This window comes from Desulfitobacterium chlororespirans DSM 11544 (assembly GCF_900143285.1).
Classification (GTDB): Bacteria; Bacillota; Desulfitobacteriia; order Desulfitobacteriales; family Desulfitobacteriaceae; genus Desulfitobacterium; species Desulfitobacterium chlororespirans.
The window spans coordinates 586,345-604,895 of record NZ_FRDN01000004.1 but is presented as its reverse complement, the minus strand read 5'-3'; the positions used below and the strand labels follow the sequence as shown (position 1 = coordinate 604,895).

Annotated in this window: 17 protein-coding genes; 16 read left to right on the top strand and 1 reads right to left on the bottom strand. The window is 46.0% G+C overall.

Features of this window, described 5'->3' with window-relative positions; all coding sequences use genetic code 11:
* Positions 1-7 precede the first annotated feature (7 nt).
* From BUA14_RS05645 to BUA14_RS05610, 8 genes are all read left to right on the top strand, one after another.
* Positions 8-544, top strand: coding sequence for a 4Fe-4S dicluster domain-containing protein (locus BUA14_RS05645; RefSeq protein WP_072771672.1), 537 nt, complete (start codon positions 8-10; stop codon positions 542-544).
* A gap of 38 nt (positions 545-582) precedes the next feature.
* Complete coding sequence (locus tag BUA14_RS05640) at positions 583-1,278, top strand: TorD/DmsD family molecular chaperone (RefSeq protein WP_072771671.1); 696 nt, start codon at positions 583-585, stop codon at positions 1,276-1,278.
* A 26-nt stretch (positions 1,279-1,304) separates the two neighbouring features.
* Positions 1,305-2,183 carry an NrfD/PsrC family molybdoenzyme membrane anchor subunit gene (gene nrfD, locus BUA14_RS05635; protein WP_072771670.1) on the top strand — a complete coding sequence of 293 codons (879 nt, stop codon included), beginning with the start codon at positions 1,305-1,307 and terminating at the stop codon, positions 2,181-2,183.
* A gap of 16 nt (positions 2,184-2,199) precedes the next feature.
* Entirely contained in the window at positions 2,200-3,057 is an 858-nt protein-coding gene (nrfD, locus tag BUA14_RS05630) for an NrfD/PsrC family molybdoenzyme membrane anchor subunit (protein WP_072771669.1), read from the top strand.
* 29 nt (positions 3,058-3,086) lie between these two features.
* Entirely contained in the window at positions 3,087-4,298 is a 1,212-nt protein-coding gene (locus BUA14_RS05625; RefSeq protein WP_072771668.1) for a 4Fe-4S binding protein, read from the top strand.
* A gap of 199 nt (positions 4,299-4,497) precedes the next feature.
* Complete coding sequence (locus BUA14_RS05620) at positions 4,498-4,701, top strand: 2-hydroxymuconate tautomerase family protein (protein WP_015943568.1); 204 nt, start codon at positions 4,498-4,500, stop codon at positions 4,699-4,701.
* A gap of 59 nt (positions 4,702-4,760) precedes the next feature.
* Positions 4,761-5,582, top strand: a complete 822-nt coding sequence (locus BUA14_RS05615) for a TIM barrel protein (protein WP_072771667.1) — start codon at positions 4,761-4,763, stop codon at positions 5,580-5,582.
* Between the two features lie 359 nt (positions 5,583-5,941).
* Positions 5,942-6,382 carry a MarR family winged helix-turn-helix transcriptional regulator gene (locus tag BUA14_RS05610; RefSeq protein ID WP_072771666.1) on the top strand — a complete coding sequence of 147 codons (441 nt, stop codon included), beginning with the start codon at positions 5,942-5,944 and terminating at the stop codon, positions 6,380-6,382.
* Positions 6,383-6,925: 543 nt separating this feature from the next.
* On the opposite strand, the gene BUA14_RS05605 is transcribed toward BUA14_RS05610, so the two are convergent.
* On the bottom strand, positions 6,926-8,536 hold the full coding sequence (locus tag BUA14_RS05605; RefSeq protein ID WP_072771665.1) for a PucR family transcriptional regulator: 1,611 nt from the start codon (positions 8,534-8,536) through the stop codon (positions 6,926-6,928).
* A gap of 388 nt (positions 8,537-8,924) precedes the next feature.
* Between BUA14_RS05605 and BUA14_RS05600 the strand changes: the two genes are divergently transcribed.
* The 8 genes from BUA14_RS05600 (at position 8,925) to BUA14_RS05565 (ending at position 18,491) form a co-directional block, all read left to right on the top strand.
* On the top strand, positions 8,925-9,941 hold the full coding sequence (locus tag BUA14_RS05600) for an aminomethyl transferase family protein (RefSeq protein WP_072771664.1): 1,017 nt from the start codon (positions 8,925-8,927) through the stop codon (positions 9,939-9,941).
* 56 nt (positions 9,942-9,997) lie between these two features.
* Entirely contained in the window at positions 9,998-11,221 is a 1,224-nt protein-coding gene (locus BUA14_RS05595; RefSeq protein WP_072771663.1) for a hypothetical protein, read from the top strand.
* 132 nt (positions 11,222-11,353) lie between these two features.
* Positions 11,354-12,214: an SDR family oxidoreductase gene (locus BUA14_RS05590; protein WP_072771662.1), complete on the top strand. Its 861-nt coding sequence runs from the start codon at positions 11,354-11,356 to the stop codon at positions 12,212-12,214.
* Positions 12,215-12,241: 27 nt separating this feature from the next.
* Entirely contained in the window at positions 12,242-13,267 is a 1,026-nt protein-coding gene (locus BUA14_RS05585) for a zinc-dependent alcohol dehydrogenase (protein WP_072771661.1), read from the top strand.
* 103 nt (positions 13,268-13,370) lie between these two features.
* Positions 13,371-14,774, top strand: coding sequence for an MFS transporter (locus BUA14_RS05580; protein WP_072771660.1), 1,404 nt, complete (start codon positions 13,371-13,373; stop codon positions 14,772-14,774).
* Between the two features lie 161 nt (positions 14,775-14,935).
* Positions 14,936-15,610, top strand: a complete 675-nt coding sequence (locus BUA14_RS05575; protein ID WP_072771659.1) for a GTP-binding protein — start codon at positions 14,936-14,938, stop codon at positions 15,608-15,610.
* 35 nt (positions 15,611-15,645) lie between these two features.
* A complete protein-coding gene (locus BUA14_RS05570; RefSeq protein WP_345788628.1) occupies positions 15,646-16,650 on the top strand; it encodes an ATP-binding cassette domain-containing protein in 1,005 nt (334 codons plus the stop codon).
* A gap of 563 nt (positions 16,651-17,213) precedes the next feature.
* Positions 17,214-18,491 (top strand): hypothetical protein, encoded by a 1,278-nt coding sequence (locus BUA14_RS05565; RefSeq protein WP_242954563.1) that lies wholly within the window; start codon positions 17,214-17,216, stop codon positions 18,489-18,491.
* Positions 18,492-18,551: the final 60 nt, after the last annotated feature.

The following is an 18,551-nucleotide window of genomic DNA, read 5'->3' as shown; positions in this document are numbered from 1 at the left end:
CTGAACGATGGCTGGTCAGAAAGCATTTCTTTACAATCAGAATTATTGCGTAGGATGCCATTCCTGTGAAACGGCATGTATGGTTAAGAACCAAGTGGATGTAGGTGTAAGCTGGAGAACTTTGGATAGCTTTGAGGTTGAGATCAACGGAAGAATGGTGGAGCGTTATCTTTCCCATTCCTGTATGCATTGTGCGGAACCTCAATGTGCTTCAGTATGTCCTACCAAAGCCTATACCAAACGGGAAGATGGGCTGGTGATTCAGGACCACGATAAATGCGTGGGGTGCGGATATTGCATCTATGCTTGCCCGTATCAGGCACCAAAGATGAATCCCTATACCAAAAAAACAGAAAAATGCACAGGCTGTTATGACTTGATTGACGCAGGGGAGCAACCCATGTGTGTCCGGGGGTGCCCGGTTCAGGTCTTAAAAATAGAGGATATCGATAAGCTCGATGCTGAAGGAGCGGTTAAGGAAGCCATCGGTTTCCAGGCCTTTGCCACCAATCCATCCATGCGTTTTGTGAAGATAAAGCAGTAGAGTGCGCTTAAGATTTGGACGCGAAGGGATGGGACGTTTTGAGTAGTCTGGGTAATAACGAAATGCAGGAAATGTTGGCTTATCGATGTGTTATGTTTGATCTATTGCGAAGTCTATTTATGTGGGAATGCCCGGAAGAACTTTTCGCGGACATGATCTCCTGGTCAGAGCCGGAACGTGGTGAAGCAATGGCCCCAGACTGTGCAGAAGCGCGACTCAGAAAAGGTCTGTCATCCCTATCTTCTGCAGAGCTGGAAAAGGTCTATCATGAGGCAACGATAGAGTTTACCAGGCTCTTTGTGGGACCTTATCACTTGGAGGCTCCTCCTTATGAATCGGTATACCGCAACTCCAACCGGCTCATGATGCAGGATGTTACCATGAAGGTCAAGAGGTTTTACAGAGAGAACGGTTATGAAAGAAGCGGGGTCTATAAGGAACCTGATGATCAGATTGGGGTAGAGCTGGAGTTTATGTATGCCCTGAGTGAAGAGGCTTTGCAGGCTTTTCGGAAGGGGAATTTCGAGAAGTTAAAGAGGATTTTATCCGCTCAGGAACAATTCATGGATCTTCACCTGCGAAAGTGGTTACCCCAATTCTGTCAGGATATCCTGAAATCGTCTCAGAACGAATTCTGGAGAAGTATTGCTGTCTTTACCGAGAACTATATTGAAGAAGACAAGGAACAGATCCAGCGGATTCAACGGGAACTCAATGTATATTGCCAGAGCTAAGCGGCGGAATGGAGGATAAGGATCATATGTATCATTGGGGCTGGAAAATTATCATTTACTTGTTTTTAGGCGGGTTAGGAGCAGGGGCTTATTTAACGTCTTTTGCAGCTCAAAAAGGCTGGTTGGGGGAAAACAGCAAACTGGACAGAGCGGGCTACTTTTTGTCCGGGCCTTGTATTGTCATCGGAAGTTTGTTGTTGTTTTTGGATCTGGGTATAGCATTTTCTGATCCGCTCGGTGTTTTAAGAATGTTCGCCAACATTACTTCGGTCATGACCTGGGGGATTTATATATTATCGCTGTTCATTCTGGTGGGCTTTCTTTCTGCTTATTACGCGGGGAAGAACAGAAAAATGCCGGCAATGCTGTCGCTCTTTGGGGCAATTCTTGCGTTAGGAACCGGAGCCTATACCGGGGTTTTACTGGCTGTGGTTACATCGGTGCCCTTCTGGAACACATTGCTTCTTCCTGTATTATTTGTTGTTTCTGCTTTATCGACAGGTCTTGCCGCTACCGCATTGTGCGCGCATTTCCTGGAAAACAAGGGGAAGCAGGGAGGGGAGCAGCCAAGTGAAGCAAAGACGAACAAGGTTCATCTGGTATTGCTTGGTTTAGAGTCGATTCTGATCATGATGCTGCTGGCACTTGCTTTAACAGGTGTAAAAGGGGCTGGCGCTGCTGCTTCTGCACACATGCTTACCAGCGGTTCTTTAGCCCTGCCATTCTGGCTGCTGGTGGTGGCCATCGGTTTAGTTTTTCCTTTGGTCTATTATATTGTCTCAGCCAAAGAACGGCAAAGAAAGCTGGCTTCATTCTTTAATGTTCTATCAACTGACTTTGCGGTGCTCATCGGAGGGCTGACACTGAGGGCAACCATCGTCCTGTGCGCCGTGAGGGTTTTTTAAGATAGGGGGGAAATCAGTGGGAAATTGGGGCTGGCTTATCATCGGCTTCCTGTTCTTTGGCGGTCTTGGCTCGGGTGCTTATCTGACATCTTTTGCAGCGGAAAAAGGCTTATTTGGCAAAGGGAGTAATTTGGAGCGGGCCGGTTATTTTATCTCAGGTCCCTGCCTGGCCGTTGGGCTGTTCCTTTTCTCCATGAATCTGGGTGTCAGCATCACTGGAATTTTAACCATGATCGGTAATCCTACGTCGGTGATGACTTGGGGGGTCTATCTCTTAATCATGTTTATGGTCCTGGCTTTTTGGAGTTCTTATCATAAACGTGAAAACAAGCAAGTTCCGGCAATGGTCTCAGGAGCGGGAGCAATACTGGCAGTGGTAACAGCGGTATACACCGGGGGGCAGCTTTCCGTTCTTTTTGCTCAACCCTTCTGGAACACGATCCTCGTACCGGGATTATTTGTAGTGTCTGCTCTGACTATGGGATTGGCCTCTTCATCCCTGCTGGCCCGCATCATCGAAAAACCCGTTCAGCAAGGGGGGACTGCGGTAACCAGGATAAACATCATCCTCCTCTTGGTGGAATTGGTGATCTTAGCGACTTTGCTGCTGCTCTCTTTTTCAGGTGCTAAAGGTCCGGTCGCTGCCGATTCTGCCCAAATAGTTGTCGCCGGAAGACTAGCCGCTTATTTTTGGATTCTGCTAATTGCTGTCGGATTGGCTTTTCCGCTTTTCAACAACGTCTACCCAAAGAAAAGGCAAAATGAAAGGGGTGGCAAGATCTTAGGTTTGTTAAGTGAGGTGGGCACACTGATCGGAGGGGCAACCCTGCGGGCCGTTATCGTATTGTCGGCATTGCCTATCTGGAGTATATAATCGACCCGGCCGGGAGTGACTACTAGGGTATGAAAATAGAGAAAAAAGCGCTTATCATGACTCTATCCTTACTATTAGCTGTTTTTATAGGATTAAGCTGGGTCAGGCCAGGCGAGGCTGTGCTGTTGCAAGCTGAAGAGGTCCTGCCCGAGGCGCAGTCCTTTCTGAAGATTGCGTCTTCCCCCCTTACATTAAAAGGAGTAAGTCAGGGCCCCCATGGAGAAGAAGAGGTCAAAGGCTATGTTGTCATCGCAAAGGGGAGTTCATATGGCGGACCCATGGTCATCGCCACAGGAATTAACCCCCATGGGATTATTATGGGTACAGCTATTATTGAACACAAGGATACACCTTCCTATATTAGAGTGATTAAGAAACGTGGTTTTCTCAAGCAATTCGAAGATAGAAAAATAACCGATCCCCTATCGATCAAACAGGACATCAATGCCATATCGGGAGCAACTTTTAGCTCCCGGGGCATTGCCGAAGCGATTTCAATCGGCAGTCATGAGGTAGCCAGAAATCAATTGGGGCTGGATGTGGAAGATGAAGAGGCGGCATGGGTTTTGGGAGTGAGGGAAGGCTCTGTTATGGCCTTAGTTATCCTGATGCTTGTGGGGATAGCGCTGAAAAGTGATAGAATCCGCTGGCTAACCATGGCAGGAAGTCTGGTGCTGATTGGCTTCCAATACAACACCCCTATCTCACTTGCAAATCTGGCCTCCTTATTAATGGGGTATCTTCCTTCAATTCAGCAGAACCTGGTTTGGTATATATTTTTAATCGTTATTCCGATATTAACTTTTCTGATTGGAAAGAACCTATACTGCTTCTGGCTTTGTCCCTTCGGTGCCCTGCAAGAGTTAATGGCCAAAGTATTGGTAAGCAAAGAGGTTATTTGCTGCAGCCGGGGGGTAGAAGAAAAGGTGGCCCTGGTCAGATATGTTTTAATCTATATTGCCTTATTGGGCGCTGTAGTCTATCAGGCGCCGGGATTGGCCGGTTATGAACCTTTTGCCACCCTATTCGGAATGCAGGGAAATATCACCGAGTGGCTGGTTTTAGTGGTCGTCTTGTTTTCCTCATTGTTGATACGGAGATTCTGGTGCCGCTTTTTTTGTCCGGGAATGATTGTCAATAGAATTATTTTGAGATTAAGACATCATTTGATTGATTTTAAAAGGAAATTTGGAGCAAAATTAAACCATGGGTGTTCGGCACAAAACCCGGTGGATCAATGAGGTGCGGTGATGAAATTCAGCGGAAACAAACATGATAGGATATTTCTATTCCTCGTTGGTTCAACTGTTCTGTTGATTAGTATCAACTTTTTGACCCGCTTTATTTAGGGAGGAGTAAAGGAGGTGATAAGCGAAAAAGACCTTAGTTAGAACAGTTCGGATACATTATGTAATTAGGAAATGGAGAGGAGCAATTATTATGCCCTATGTAAATATCAGAATCACCAATGAAAACGTCACTCCGGAAAAGAAAGCATTGCTTATCAAAGGAGCTACCCAGCTGCTTGTGGATGTGTTGGGCAAAAACCCTAATACAACAGTCGTGGTCATCGATGAGGTCAATACTGATAATTGGGGTATTGGTGGGGAAACTATTACAGCTCGTAGAAAAGACGGCCGCTGACATTTGAAAGGAATCCGGGTTTTATTGAATAAATAGAACCCGGATTATTGTGAATCAGTATGGAAAAATTATTATTTGGTATTTCCGGTTTGCCCCTAGGTGACGGGACTAAAAGGTTTAATTATGCAACTGGCATACATTATTTAAAGTCTATAGGGCTGGATGCCATGGAACTGCTGTTTGTTCGCAGTGTCAATGTGACGGATAACAACAAAGGGGCTATCCTTGAGGCAAAGCGAAAGGAAGGCTTTTACCTTTCAGCCCACGCTTCTCATTATATCAACTTAAATTCCAATGATATCGCTAAACGAAATCAATCAATCACCAGAATAATTGATGCTGCAGAAGGCTTAGCAAAGGTTAGAGGAAGGAGTTTGGTATTCCATCCGGGATTCTACATGAGTGACTCCAAGGAAGCTGCTTACGCTGCAATTAAAAGCAATTTAATGAGGCTTTCGAGTTGTGGCATAGATTACAGGCTTGAGACAACCGGAAAAGGTTCTCAGTTCGGAACGCTGGAAGAGCTGGTTTCTCTTTGTCAAGAGGTGCCCTCATGTAAGCTTTGCCTTGATTTTGCTCATATTCACGCGAGATCAAACGGCGGCCTTAAGGGTTATGATGATTTTGCCGGTGTTCTTAAGCACGTCCTTGATCATTTAGGCAGAACGGCCCTGGAGGATTTACATATCCATATGGGTGGAATAAGATACACAGCGAAAGGGGAGAGAAGTCATGCTCCATTACTGGAAAGTGACTTTAATTATCAGGAATGTCTAAGGGCTATAAAAGATTATGGTGTCAGGGGATGTATCATAGCTGAAGGGCCTCTTTTAGAGAGAGATGCTTTGCTTCTAAAAGAAACCTATGAAAAGCTGCAATAGGCTGGAAATAATTCTACCTAGGCAAACGGGCGTGCGACCCGGATATTATCCGGCCGATGATACTTGAATCATGGAAACGTTGCAGGGCACGGGGGCTCAATCCTTATGACGGTAAAAGTTATTACATTGAACGTTTTGAACTTGCGGAGAAGATAAAAAAGTGATAAATTTTTAAGTAGTAATACCACATTTAATGCTTTCATTGAATATAAAAATTATGCAGAAACAGAAAATAAAAAGAGAAATTATTAATAAAATATATTTATCATAAAAGTGTTCTTTGTTTTTAAAGTATATCTGACCATTAAGGTCTTAAAGAACGTTAACAATAGAGATTGAACAAGGTGATGTTGAATACTATGATATCTTTTGATGAATATACCCGTGGATCTTTTGACTATAAGGCCAATAAGTCGGCACTCCTGATCACCCGACAACTAGCCAAGAATTTTAAAGATAAAGATATTGTGATCAGTACGGAGCAGTGGAAGCTCCTTCTTTACCTGTATCGTGAGGATGGGCAGACCCAGTGCAGCCTATCCGAGGCCACTGGAAAAGATGAGCCCAGCATTTCGCGAATCATTAATACGATGGAAAAAAACAATCTGGTGCTCCGAATCCCTCATCCTAACGATCGCCGTACTAATCTAATTTATCTGACAGAAGGCGGCAGAAATATGAGGGAAATGCTTATGTTTTTGGGCAAAAAAACAAATGAAGAAGTGACACGGGGCATTACCCGAGAAGAAATTGAAACATGTATCAACGTTCTCGATAAGATTATTGGCAATCTTTCCTGATAGCAAAGGGTTATTCCAATCCGGTCATTTGTGAGTAAGGAAAAGGCGTTTGAGTGCATGAGATGATTCAAAGCAATAAGGCTAATAAACAACAAGAGCAATTTATAATCCAGCGTTTATTAACGAGAACTTACAATCAGTAGGTTCTTTTTTCATTTATTGTGCACGTATCGGACTCTATGTGATGCATAGCGACTAGCAAAGGCAATACCTAGCTTCTTATCGATCAGCAGTTCTGCAACTCATTAATATAACCGTTCATTACTCCCACACAGAGCAGTAAACGCTGCTGTCCACTTTCTACTCTCAACCAGGTGCTAATATTATCCAGAATATATTCAGTTATATTAGTGTGCTGGTGAATTTATCAAATAAGGGACCCCGGTAGCGTCTTCAGATTATCTTTCTGATAGAACACCAGGTCCCTTTTAGATTATTTTAGTGAGTATTTCGCTCGGCATAGCTTTCCATGTTCCCGGACAACGCGCAGACGACACTTGGCTCAGGTATCCTTCCCAACTGGTTGTGCTATGCTTTAAATCCCTATTTATAAATGCTTTCCAATATCTGAAATTTTCTCGGCTCTGCCAGAGTAAGTTCATGATTAACAAACTCTCCAGGGTCATTGCACGTGGTGGTGACCTTTTCGTTGGCCTCCATGATTTTCAATGAGATCAGCAGGCGAAGCCTCTGGTCGGAATCCTTTAAATCTGTTTGCAACAAACTTTCGATGCGTTTCAGCCGCGTCAGAAGGGTGCTGCGGTGAACGAAGAGATCATCGGCGGTTTTCGCCAAATTCATATTGTTATTCAAATAGATGCGGAGGGTTTGCACATAATTGACCTGAGATGTCAGATCATGAACCTGAAGTTGGCGAAGCCCTTTGGTCAGTAAAAGTTCCGGAGGGAATTCCCCCATACAGTGGGAGATCATATAGTGCAACACGTAATCGTGAAATGGGTAATAGCAAAGCTCCGGATGGGTGGCCGACCCCATTTCAAGGGCAACGCACGCCTGTCGGTAATAAAGGCGTGCCATAGAAAGATTGGTAAATGAGTAGCTGGCTCCGGCGATTAGATCCATATCCTGCAACAGCTCTTTTACCTTATCGGTCAGCGTTCTTTCATCGCAAGGGATTTTTTTTACATCAAAAAAGGTAACGATGACGGATTCATATTCAAAAGCTACGCAGCCGGGGAAGGAGTCTTCGATAATGTTGCAGAGGTATTCCACGGGTACTTTATGTGAGCGGTAGCCAAGTTTCATAGCAATACAGATATAATGCCCGTTGAAGTTGCCCGACAAGTACCGCATCCTTGTCGAATCGACCTGCAAACAGCTGAGCAAATCCTGCAGGATGCCCCTGAGAATATTGATGTGGCTGCCGCTTAAGATCGTGGAATATTTTTTAAATGAACTCTCGATAAATTTTGCCAGATATTGAGCTAGTACAATATCGCTCTGACGATGTTGGCGCAAGACAAAAGGAATCGTCAGGTTGCCGATATAAATTTTCTTTTCAAAAAGGTTCATGGTGAAGAGCGGAACATTTCTGGCCATCATTAAAAACGGCTTATCCACATTCATGCTGTTGCCATAGGTATTGATGTGCTCGCTCATGGCATTCATCCTGATGTTGCCGTTTTCGTCAGGGCGATAAATGGCCAGATCATCCCGGGTATCAATAATACTGCTATAGGCTTGAACGCGAAAGTTGGCGTCGATAACAATGATAGGATTCTCAAAGATAGGGAAGCTGATCCTGACCATCTCTTTAATACTTGCGGAAGTGTTTAAAGCGTTCCTTAATCCGGTATCCCACTCGTCGTATTTATCGAATATCTGCTGCACCAGATCAAATGCAGTAAACAAGTCGGTATGATCCCGGGTGATAAAGCACACACATTTATCGTTCAAATAGGGTGGAGGAGGAGTTCCTCCAACGCATAGGATAACAACTCCATTGCCCAAAACCGGAGCGGGCGGGAGTTGTTCAACATGGGATATATAGATATGGTTTGCTTTGAATTCGTGGCTCGCACCATTATAGAGCTTTGGCCGCCCCAGGGTGAGTTCTATCTTTTTGGGCCCATAGCTCTCCAGCATAATGGATTGATTGAGGTTATCAAAAAGGATATCGGTGTTGAGTTTCATAGAACAGTTCCCTCCGCACCTGTTGTAGTTTGTAGGGTCTACGATAGCAACTCCAAAGCATAGGCCACTTTTTATGTGGAAGATATCAAAATTAAGTATAGGGTAATGAGAAGGATAAAACAATCATCGTTGTTAGCGAATTCTCTCTATTTTCTTAAAAGGTAGAAAACACATTTATCCTTACTTCAGTCTGTACTTATTATTTTATATGAATTACCGGCAAGGATAAATCCTATAAAGTATAGGAACTTCACACGCAAAAGACATGTCAACTATAGGATTTGCAGATTAGAAGAATTGTCGTAATCTTCAATTAGTTGGTTTTCGCGCGGAACCGCTAGCGCCCATGATGATTTCAAACTGAATCAAGAAAGGGAAGTGAAGGAACATGTTTAAGAACGTGTACAAGGACGATGCTGCGAAAAGAGAGCAGCATGAAGCGGTCAGGAACAAGGTGGGATGGTACCACTTTACCCATCAATTGCTGGAAGTAACCGGAGAAGACGCAACGGCTTTTCTGGACAGAATTCATGCCAATCCCATCGCGACGTTAAAAGTTGGCAGCGAACGCTACACAACCATTTTAAACGAAGACGGAGTGATCATTGACGACGTGGTTGTGTTCCGCCTGGAAGAGAACAAATATTGGATTTCAACCCTTTATGTGAATAAATTGGTTAAATGGCTCGATGCCTATAAAGGGGAGAGCAAAGTAGAGTACAGGAATATAACCGGCGCTTGGGCCATGTATGCCGTTCAGGGCCCTCTGTCCAAGGAGCTGTTAAACTGCTTCCTGGCAGAAAAAATTGATGATCAGAAATTTTTTACGATCCGCGACAATAAAATCGGTGATGTCCTGGTTAAGGTCAACAGAGCCGGTTTTGCAGGGGAAAAAGTGGGCTATGAAATCTATATCGCCCCGGAAAAGGCGGCGTTGGTAGAAGCCAAACTCGAAGAGTGCGGTAAAGCCTTTGGCGCAGTGCGGGTCACGGAGTTTCAGCTTATGGTCTGGACCCTTCCGGCGGAAAAGGGCTTCTACCTTATGTGTGATCTCAACGGGACCAATCCTCTGGAAGTGGGTTTGGAACGCGGCATAGACTGGAATAAGGATTTTATCGGCAAGGAAGCCCTGGTCAAAGTGAAGGAAGAAGGGCCCAAACGGCGGATGCTGGGCTTCACGGTCGATGAAGAGGATATGCATATTGAAACCAGGAGTCTGGGCAGCTCCGGCGCACCGATTCTCCTTGACGGTGAAGAAGTGGGAAGAGTGAGAAAGCTGACCTACGGTTATACCGTCGGCAAAAACATCGGCTATGCCTTAGTTGACAGCGGCAAAGCCAACATCGGCGATAAGGTAATCATTAACGGATTTGAAGCAACCTTAACGGATAAAGTATTTTGCTGATTCGGCAATGAAAAGAAGTCACCGTTATTAAAACTGAACCTAAAAGGAGAATGATTATGAGTAAATATGCGACACGGATCCCCAGCCATGTTGGTAAAGGCGCTCTTCCCGATCATCCGGCGATCAAAACCCCCTGGGAGAAACTCATCTCATTTCATGATGCCTATCATTATGCCTGCCGGCACATCGCGGTTATGGATCAAGCCTTTTTCAACGTTCTGCGTATTGTCATTCCGGATTATGAAAAGCGCTGCAAAGCGCTCTGCGATGCCAACTATAATAATATCTACAGAGTCATGTCAAGCCCTTATGGGAAAATTCATGCCGAAAATCACAGCATTCATCCCTTTATGGCGGGGGGATTTCTGGCCTCCATGTATGGGGATTCAGGGGATGAGCGTCTCTGTATGCCCGGACGTCTCAACGACTTTGGCCAATATCGCTGCGAGAAGGAACTTGACGAATGCCCCTGGGATATTCTCGGTTCGGAGATTTGCCGCGCTTCAACCCATGTCCTGGATGGAATCGGCGCAGCTTTCGGAGGACATCAACTGGATTACCACATGGTTGAGGCCAAAGGCTGCGGCGATCTGCACTGCCGCATCGTTGCCGAGAGCCGTGAAAAATACCCGATGCCGGAACATGATACCTGGGAAAAGTTTGGTCCGATCGCTACTGCGGATCAGATCAAGTACACTCCCGAAGACCAAATGCTGAAAGAGCCCCAGCAGTTCCGTGCGGAATGCGATTATAAATACCGCAATGGCTTAAACATGGAGATGACAGCTGCTGAGCAGTATCCAGGTGTGATGCATCCCCTCGGGGCCGACTATGTTATGAACACACTGAACCCGATGATCGCGGCCAACGAGATCACACAAGAGCAGGTGGCCTTTATTGTAGAGTGCGTCTTTAATGCCGCCGGCAAGATGGCCTTCGGTGAATTCTTCGCCATTAAAGGGCTCCGGGATTGGCTCGGCGTTCCCAATGACGTGGATGGCGCACGCGTGCTTGGCGGGTATATCGAAGTTATGCTGCAGGTTCTGCGGGTTCCCTATACTGTGGCGGCCTTTGATGAGAACGAAGCGGTTTACGATATCACGCTGGCTAACCTGGAACGCCGTCACCCCATGCTGACCCATGCCTACCTGTCCATGTGGTACGGTATGTGCAAAACCCTTATCGGTTCGCAATGGTTTGCATGGCGTGAGACGGAAGGAGTCCCCGGAGATATTCTTCAGCTGAGAATCAGTAAGAAAATCGACAAATTCTGCTTATAATCCTATCTAGCTCATGAATGGGGCCATGGGCGTTTCCTGGCTGGGATGAGATATGGGGAACGCCTATTTTCCCGGATCTAAACCGCTGGAGTGTAACGGGATAGTTGAAAAATAGAAAGAGGGAAGTAAAGCATGGATCACAAAGTGTACGTAGTCATTGGCGGGGAACGGGGTATCGGATTAGCCGTATCTGAACGCCTGTCTAAAAAGGGCAAAGTTGTGATGTCCGGTTTTGCGGAAAGCGATGTCAGGGAAGGAACCGCAACCCTGAAAGCCAAGGGCATTGACGTCGCATCCATGGTTGTTGATATCAGAAAACCTGAGGATGTAAAGGGCATTTTGGAGGCCGCTTTGGCGGTGGGTACAATTGAAGGGGTTGTTCTTGTGGCGGGCTTGACTCCGGCTTGCGGCGATTGGAAGGCCATTTTTGAGGTGGATGTGCTCGCTCAGGTCGCAGCCATGAAGTTATTCAAACCCCATATGGGACCGGGCACAGCATTTGTGCTGTTTGCTTCATCTTCTCCCTATCAGCTGCCGAGAGAGATGCTTGATCCATGTAATGATGCCTTGTGGAACGCGGATACAGACCCCGAAACCATGTGGAAGACAGTTGAGCCTGTCGTGATGGCCAGAGGGGAGGCTGTTGCCCCCGGTTTAGCCTATTCTCTGGCTAAAAAAGGCACGATGTATATGGCTCAGAAGTATGCTGTGCTTTTCGGCGGAGACGGAATCAGAGTCAACTCTGTTTCGCCGGGAATCGCCGATACGGTGAATAACAGCATCGAGCTTGCGAAGAGCATGAATAAGCCTGATAACAGAATGTGGAATATGATCAATGTGCTTACTCCATCCAAAAGAATGGGCACTACCATGGAAATGGCGGCTGTTGTCGACTTTCTTCTGAGCGAAGATGCGTCATTTGTATCAGGGATAGATATCCTGATCGACGGGGCCTGCGCGGCTCACATGAGAATGAAGAAACTAATTCCGTAAGAAATACTTATTGGGGGTGCATAGGGAATGAAACCTGAAACGTTTAAGGCGGCAATCTACAAAGGTATAGGAACTGTTGAGTTTAAAGAGCTGCCCTATCCGCAGTGCGGGGATGATGATATTATCGTCAAAAACGTCATAGCCGGCATTTGCGGTTCTGATGTCGCCGCTTTTAAGGAGGGCGGCGATGCCAATATGATTTGGAAGGATTCGGAGTTTGGTCATGAGATGGTCAGTGAAGTGGTGGAAACCGGCAAAAATGTTAAGGATGTCAACGTTGGCGCTTATGTCTTTCCGAACATGGGTCAGGCTAAGCGGGACAGAATGCGGATGGCAACGGTGGGCGGGTTTTCCGAATACATTCATATTCCCCAATTCGAACTCAACTACAGTGCCATTAAGCTTGACAAAACGATTCCCCTGCTGTCTTCTGTCCTCCTTGAGCCCTTTGTTGTCGGTACCCGGGGTGCCAAGAATACCAACCCGGGCCCCGGTAAAACCGCCATTGTCTTCGGCGCCGGTATTATAGGTATGGCCGCCGCCATTATGTTCAAGTGGTACGGCTGCGATAAGGTTATGATTGTTGATATTTCCGAATATCGACTGGAAAACGCGCGGAAATTCGATCTCCTTACCTGCAACCCGCAAAAGGAAGACCTCAAAGCCAAGGCCATCGCCGAGTTCGGATCACAGCGATGCTATAGCGGCGAGGTCTGCGGTGCCCATCTGTATGTCGACGCTCTGGGTGTTGATGAGAGCTTTGCTTACTTTGGTCAGCTGGCCGGCAGAAACGCCTTCTTGTCCGTAGTAGGCGTGCATCATCATCCGATTACCTTTGACTTCTTAAAGCTCTGCTTCAACAACTGGTATATCAGCGGCAGCGGCAATGGATCATACGAAGAACTTTCCGTCGATGTCCTGGAGATGATGAAGTCCGGTAAATTTGACCTTTCTGTGCTTGTGTCACACCAGTATAAGCAGGAAGACATCGTTAATGCGCTTAAAGTCGCCGGCAATCCCCAAGAGGCACAGAAGGTGGTTGTCAGGTACTGATTGCCGTCTTCCCTGTAAGCTCTTTTCAGAACAGTGTCCGATAACGCCCAGGTATTTGCTCTCAACCTAAAAGAGTAAAAAGTTTGGAAAGGAAGAATTTTTAATGAATCCATACCAAGCGGTTAATCCGGGAAAGAAGATCATGACGGTTATTGGGGTGTACATTGCCATGATTGCCGCTATCATGATGTCTTCCGGCGGCTCAACAATGCTCCCCGCCGCAGCCAAGGAAATAGGCGGGGAATCGATCTTTTCACTGGCTCAAACCCTTCTCGGTGTGTGCAGCGTGGCCCTGATGCCTTTATACGGCTATCTCGGCGCCAGGTTCCCGGCAGAAAAACGTACATTGATCTGGGTTTCCTATTTAATCACCGCCGTTATCGTCTTTTCCCGCGGTCTTGTCAACAGCATGTGGGCTATCGTTATTCCTTCCTTCCTGATTGGCTGCTACAGCCCGGCGATTTATGTTCTCGGCTTCTCCATTATCAGGGATATGTACGATATGAAACAGGCCGGAGTGTATCTGGGAGCGGTAGGAACGATGCAGGCCATTGGCATGCTGATCGGGCCGACCCTGACCGGTATTATCATTCAAACGGCAAGCTGGCGTGTTGTGAACTTTATCATTGGTCCGCTGTTCCTGCTGGGGGCGCTGCTGGTTTTGGCCGGAGCAAAAATTACCAAAGAGGAAGGTAAGTCTATCGCCAGAACAGGGACCTTTGATCTGCCCGGTGCCATTGCCACCGTTCTGTTTCTTACCGGCCTGATCCTGGCTCTTTCAATCACCAATTATGCGCCTTTCGGCAGCCCTGCCAACTCGCTCCTGTTCGCGGTTGCTGCGTTCGGTCTGGTTTGGCTCATCGTTATCATCCGGAAAAAAGGAACTGAAGCGTTCATCCCGGCTCCGGTGCTCAAGGATCAAAACACCCTTTGCCTGACGCTGAATAACTTTTTCTGTAATCTTTCCACTATGGCCCTTTACTTCTTCCTCCCCGCTTACGTCATCAATGTGATGAAACTCCCTCCGACCTACGCCGGTCTGGTCATTACGATCTATTCGATTCCCGGGTTGTTTCTGGGGCCGATTTACGGCCGGATGATCGGCAAAGCGGGGAATGCGCGCAATGTTTCCATTTTTGCACAGGTTATCAGAATTGGCGTTTCCTTGGCCTTTATTTTCGTCCTGACACCGTCGACGCCCATTTTCGTGGTCCTTGGCTTAATGTTTCTGGCCGGCTTTTATGGTGCTTCCGGTGGTGTCATTCCCGCCGCCGCACCGCAGATTCAAATCAGGCCTGAAATTCGCCAGCTGGGCAATTCAATGGTCCAGCTTGGGCAAAACCTTGGCGGTTCAATCAGCATTGCCATCTACACGCTGGTGATCACCATGGCCGGCATGGTCAGCGGTATCAAAATTGCTTGTGGTCTTGCGGCAGCATTTGCTGTAATCGCCTTACTTGTAAGCTTTCCGCTTAAGAAACTTGACTTGGCAGAGGAAGGGAAATAGCTGTAATATTTTTCTCCCTTATGAACAGGAATGCCATAGCCGTCAATGGGTTATGGCATTTCTGATTAATCAGCGGCGAAAAGAAAAAGCATTGCATAATGACAATACTACCGAATCCTATACCGTCGTTTATTTTCGCTTGGGAAAGGAGCTAACTCTATATGAATTTAGTGACGTTTGCCGGACCGCCGTCGTCCGGGAAGACATCAGTCATTATCAAAACTATCGAAGCATTAAAGCAGAGATTATTATCTGTTGGCTTATTAAAGTTTGACTGTCTATATACCGATGATGACATCTTATACGAAAGAGAGAATATAAAAGTCAAAAAGGCTCTTTCCAACTCCCTTTGCCCTGATCATTATTTCGCCAACACGATTGAAGATTTCGTAAAATGGGGAGTTTCTGCAAAATTTGATTTGCTGATAACCGAAAGTGCGGGACTCTGCAACAGATGTTCACCTTTTATTGTGGGGGTAAAAGCTATTTGCGTAGTTGATAATCTAAGTGGGATCAACACCCCCAAAAAGATCGGTCCGATGCTGACAACAGCTGATGTCATTGTCATAACAAAAGGTGATGTTGTATCACAAGCCGAGAGAGAGGTGTTTGCGTCCAAAGTAAATGCCGTGAATCCAGCTGCAACGATTATCCATGTGAATGGTTTGAATGGTCAGGGGGCGTTTGAATTAAGCACTTTAATTTACGATCGTAACGAGAATATCGCTACTCTAAAAGGTAAAGAGCTCCGGTATGATATGCCGGCGGCCCTTTGTTCTTTTTGTTTTGGGAAAAAAAGACTTGGAGATTTGAAGGAAACTCCGCGAAGATACTAAAGAAGTGGAGCATGTAAGTAAGAGAAAATCAGGTGATGATAATGTTGGACATAAAAGAGCTTTTAAGCATGAAAATAACTGATTTGGAGATGAAATATCCTTTTGTTGTGTCGTTTTTTAACGAAAACAAACTAAATACATTTGGTTTTAAAGAATATTCCTTTGAGGAATATCTAAATCGTTTGAATCCCATGCAGCTTAAAGTATCGGCTCTAAGTAAAGAGCAAATGAAGGCGAATTTTCTTGCCTTTGCCGGGCAGCGATTAATAGATCCGACTAAAAATACGGTAACATCATTAACTATTTTGCCGGGGACGGACAAAAGCGGAAATCCGGAAAGTTTCAAGGAGTTCACAGTGCATAAAGGCGAAATCGTTTCTATAGTTGGTCCCACAGGATCGGGTAAAAGCAGATTACTGGCGGATATTGAGTGGATGGCCAATAAGGATACGCCGAGCCGAAGAACATTGCTCATTAACGGCGAGCGTCCAGATTACAGCAATAGGTTTTCGATCAGCAATAAATTGGTAGCTCAATTATCGCAAAATATGAATTTTGTCATGGATCTGACTGTCAAAGAGTTTCTGGAACTTCATGCCGAAGGGCGTATGATTGAAAATCGCAGTACATTAGTGGGAGATATTATATGGGCTGCAAATGACCTGTCAGGTGAAACGTTTGACATGGATACCCCTGTCGTCGCATTGAGCGGCGGTCAAGCGAGGGCATTGATGATTGCCGATACTGCGCTGCTCAGCAGCAGTCCTATTGTTTTGATCGATGAAATTGAAAATGCAGGAATTGATAGGAAAAGAGCAATACATCTGCTTATTGATGCGGAAAAGATTGTTATTATCGCGACTCACGATCCGAGCTTAGCTTTGTCGGCAAACAAACGAATCAACATAAAAAACGGTGGAATAGAAAAGATTACGGAAACCAGTGCAATGGACAAAGAAATTTTGAAAGAACTCGAGAACATGGACCGAATCATCAATAGAATGCGGGTAAAACTCAGAAACGGCGATAGTCTGGAGTAATGTCTATGAGCAAAAAATGGAGAGAAAAAATAGAACAGTGTGATTGCATGCAGTGAGCATGAAAGTACAACAATGGATTCAACTTTAACAATCGAGGAAATCGCACGCCGATGGTTACGCAAACTTCGGCTGGACCCTTGAAGGTACCTCTACACCGATTCAAGGTGTAGGTTCTGTAACGCTAAAGTTCAAGCGGGATCGCAAGATCCGCAATAAAGCAGAGCAAGTTAAAACCACTTCCATTAAAAAAGAAACGGGATAATTTGAAATTTTGATCAGTATTATTTTCAGAGAGCTGAAGCTGTCCCGCAGCATAGTCTTTATCGCCATACGCCTTATTACTTGTTTATATTACGCTTTGATTTATTGCTGATGAAGATGCAACTCCGGTATTGATAAACAATATAACTAAACTTTCCTTAGTTTGAGCTGCTAAAAAGATATATAGACACCCTTCTTTATGGTAAAATATTCATAATCAGATGCAAGGCGACCTTGGTAAACTGCCCGAATCATGGGGCGTTTTGATTTGAAATAAACGCTATCAAGGAGAGGCAATGGGTATGACTGCGGTAAAAAAATGGAATAGCATCAAAAACAAGAAAAGCAAAGCATGGTATGGGTGTGCATTCTTGCTGATAGCCATGCTGCTGTCCGCCTGCACAAACCCGGCTCTGTCCGGGGAGCAGACGGACAATACTCCTCCACCTTCCGAAACGCCTGGTGTTTCAGCACCGGCACAGGATACCCCTATGTCTGACGGGACGGAAAACGAGGCAACGAAGCCGGCAACCCCTGTTGTAAAAAAATACTACGACTATTTTGTGGAGCACCACACTCTGGTAAATAACAGAGTATTTACCGTCAATGAAAATACGCTGCAGGATGATGTGCTATATTTTGCCTTCATGAATACCAGGCCGGCAGAGGGAAAGCCGGCTAATATCCGCACGCAGAAGCAGGTCGATGATGTCTTGATGAAGTATTTCGGGATCAAGCCGAAAAGATACAGCACAGGGATCTCCGGTGTGACGGCCAGCGGAGATGTTCAGATGGGCAGTGTGATTGAGGATGTGATCCGGGTGCACCGGCTGTTTTTAAAGCAGCTTACCGATAACGGCAACGGCAGTTATGATGCTGTTTTCAAAGTGTATCAAATCCAGACGGACCGCGTGCCGCCCGACCTAGATCGCAGGATTCTTGAAGGGGATCAGGGAATGGAGGTCTACCATACGCAGGATGTGAAGGCGACTTTCACCGAAGTCCCGGAGGGAGAGTCGTATTATTTAAAGTTCAGCGAATTTACCCTGATACCCCGTGAAGGACCATTTGCCCCACCGCCCCAGGAGACGGACTACTTAAAAAAGGTAAGCCGCGATGAACTAAAATCCTTTCACGGGCTTGCCATTGGCATGACCCTGGACGAGGCGAAAAAGCTGCTCAATCTGCCCGAAGGGGCCTATGAGTACCGTGAAGACAGCTATGCCGATTATACCCTGGTCAATGCCGACGGCTGGAGCTATACATTCCGCACTCTTCCCAAAGAAAAGAGCGATGATAAAAACCAATATCTTATGGCGATCAACATCCGCGACTATCTCGATGTGATGTTCCGTGACATCAAGCTGGGGGACGCTTATGAAGACGTGATCAAAAAATTTCCTTCAGGCCAGGAAGAGGGCCAGCTACCTGGCGCGCCGGACAGCTATTTTACCCGCGACTACCGATTTGCCTCCACCCTGCATAATGTGGATATTTTTACCGGCGATGTACACATCGCTATGCTGTTCGGGCGGTATGACACACTGGCTTGGGCGGATATCTACTCCACCGATTACTGAAGCGGTTTGCCTGAGAAAACGAGGTCATGGTATGAAGCAAATACGATACAATACGGGTAA

Excerpts from the sequence above, each read along its gene's own strand:
- BUA14_RS05565 (WP_242954563.1), top strand. The coding sequence starts at position 17,214 with ATGACTGCGGTAAAAAAATGGAATAGCATCAAAAACAAGAAAAGCAAA.
- BUA14_RS05600 (WP_072771664.1), top strand. The coding sequence starts at position 8,925 with ATGTTTAAGAACGTGTACAAGGACGATGCTGCGAAAAGAGAGCAGCAT.
- BUA14_RS05620 (WP_015943568.1), top strand. The coding sequence starts at position 4,498 with ATGCCCTATGTAAATATCAGAATCACCAATGAAAACGTCACTCCGGAA.
- BUA14_RS05575 (WP_072771659.1), top strand. The coding sequence starts at position 14,936 with ATGAATTTAGTGACGTTTGCCGGACCGCCGTCGTCCGGGAAGACATCA.
- nrfD (WP_072771670.1), top strand. The coding sequence starts at position 1,305 with ATGTATCATTGGGGCTGGAAAATTATCATTTACTTGTTTTTAGGCGGG.
- BUA14_RS05595 (WP_072771663.1), top strand. The coding sequence starts at position 9,998 with ATGAGTAAATATGCGACACGGATCCCCAGCCATGTTGGTAAAGGCGCT.
- BUA14_RS05605 (WP_072771665.1), bottom strand. The coding sequence starts at position 8,536 with ATGAAACTCAACACCGATATCCTTTTTGATAACCTCAATCAATCCATT.
- BUA14_RS05615 (WP_072771667.1), top strand. The coding sequence starts at position 4,761 with ATGGAAAAATTATTATTTGGTATTTCCGGTTTGCCCCTAGGTGACGGG.
- BUA14_RS05585 (WP_072771661.1), top strand. The coding sequence starts at position 12,242 with ATGAAACCTGAAACGTTTAAGGCGGCAATCTACAAAGGTATAGGAACT.
- BUA14_RS05590 (WP_072771662.1), top strand. The coding sequence starts at position 11,354 with ATGGATCACAAAGTGTACGTAGTCATTGGCGGGGAACGGGGTATCGGA.
- BUA14_RS05610 (WP_072771666.1), top strand. The coding sequence starts at position 5,942 with ATGATATCTTTTGATGAATATACCCGTGGATCTTTTGACTATAAGGCC.
- BUA14_RS05570 (WP_345788628.1), top strand. The coding sequence starts at position 15,646 with ATGATAATGTTGGACATAAAAGAGCTTTTAAGCATGAAAATAACTGAT.
- BUA14_RS05580 (WP_072771660.1), top strand. The coding sequence starts at position 13,371 with ATGAATCCATACCAAGCGGTTAATCCGGGAAAGAAGATCATGACGGTT.
- BUA14_RS05625 (WP_072771668.1), top strand. The coding sequence starts at position 3,087 with ATGAAAATAGAGAAAAAAGCGCTTATCATGACTCTATCCTTACTATTA.
- BUA14_RS05645 (WP_072771672.1), top strand. The coding sequence starts at position 8 with ATGGCTGGTCAGAAAGCATTTCTTTACAATCAGAATTATTGCGTAGGA.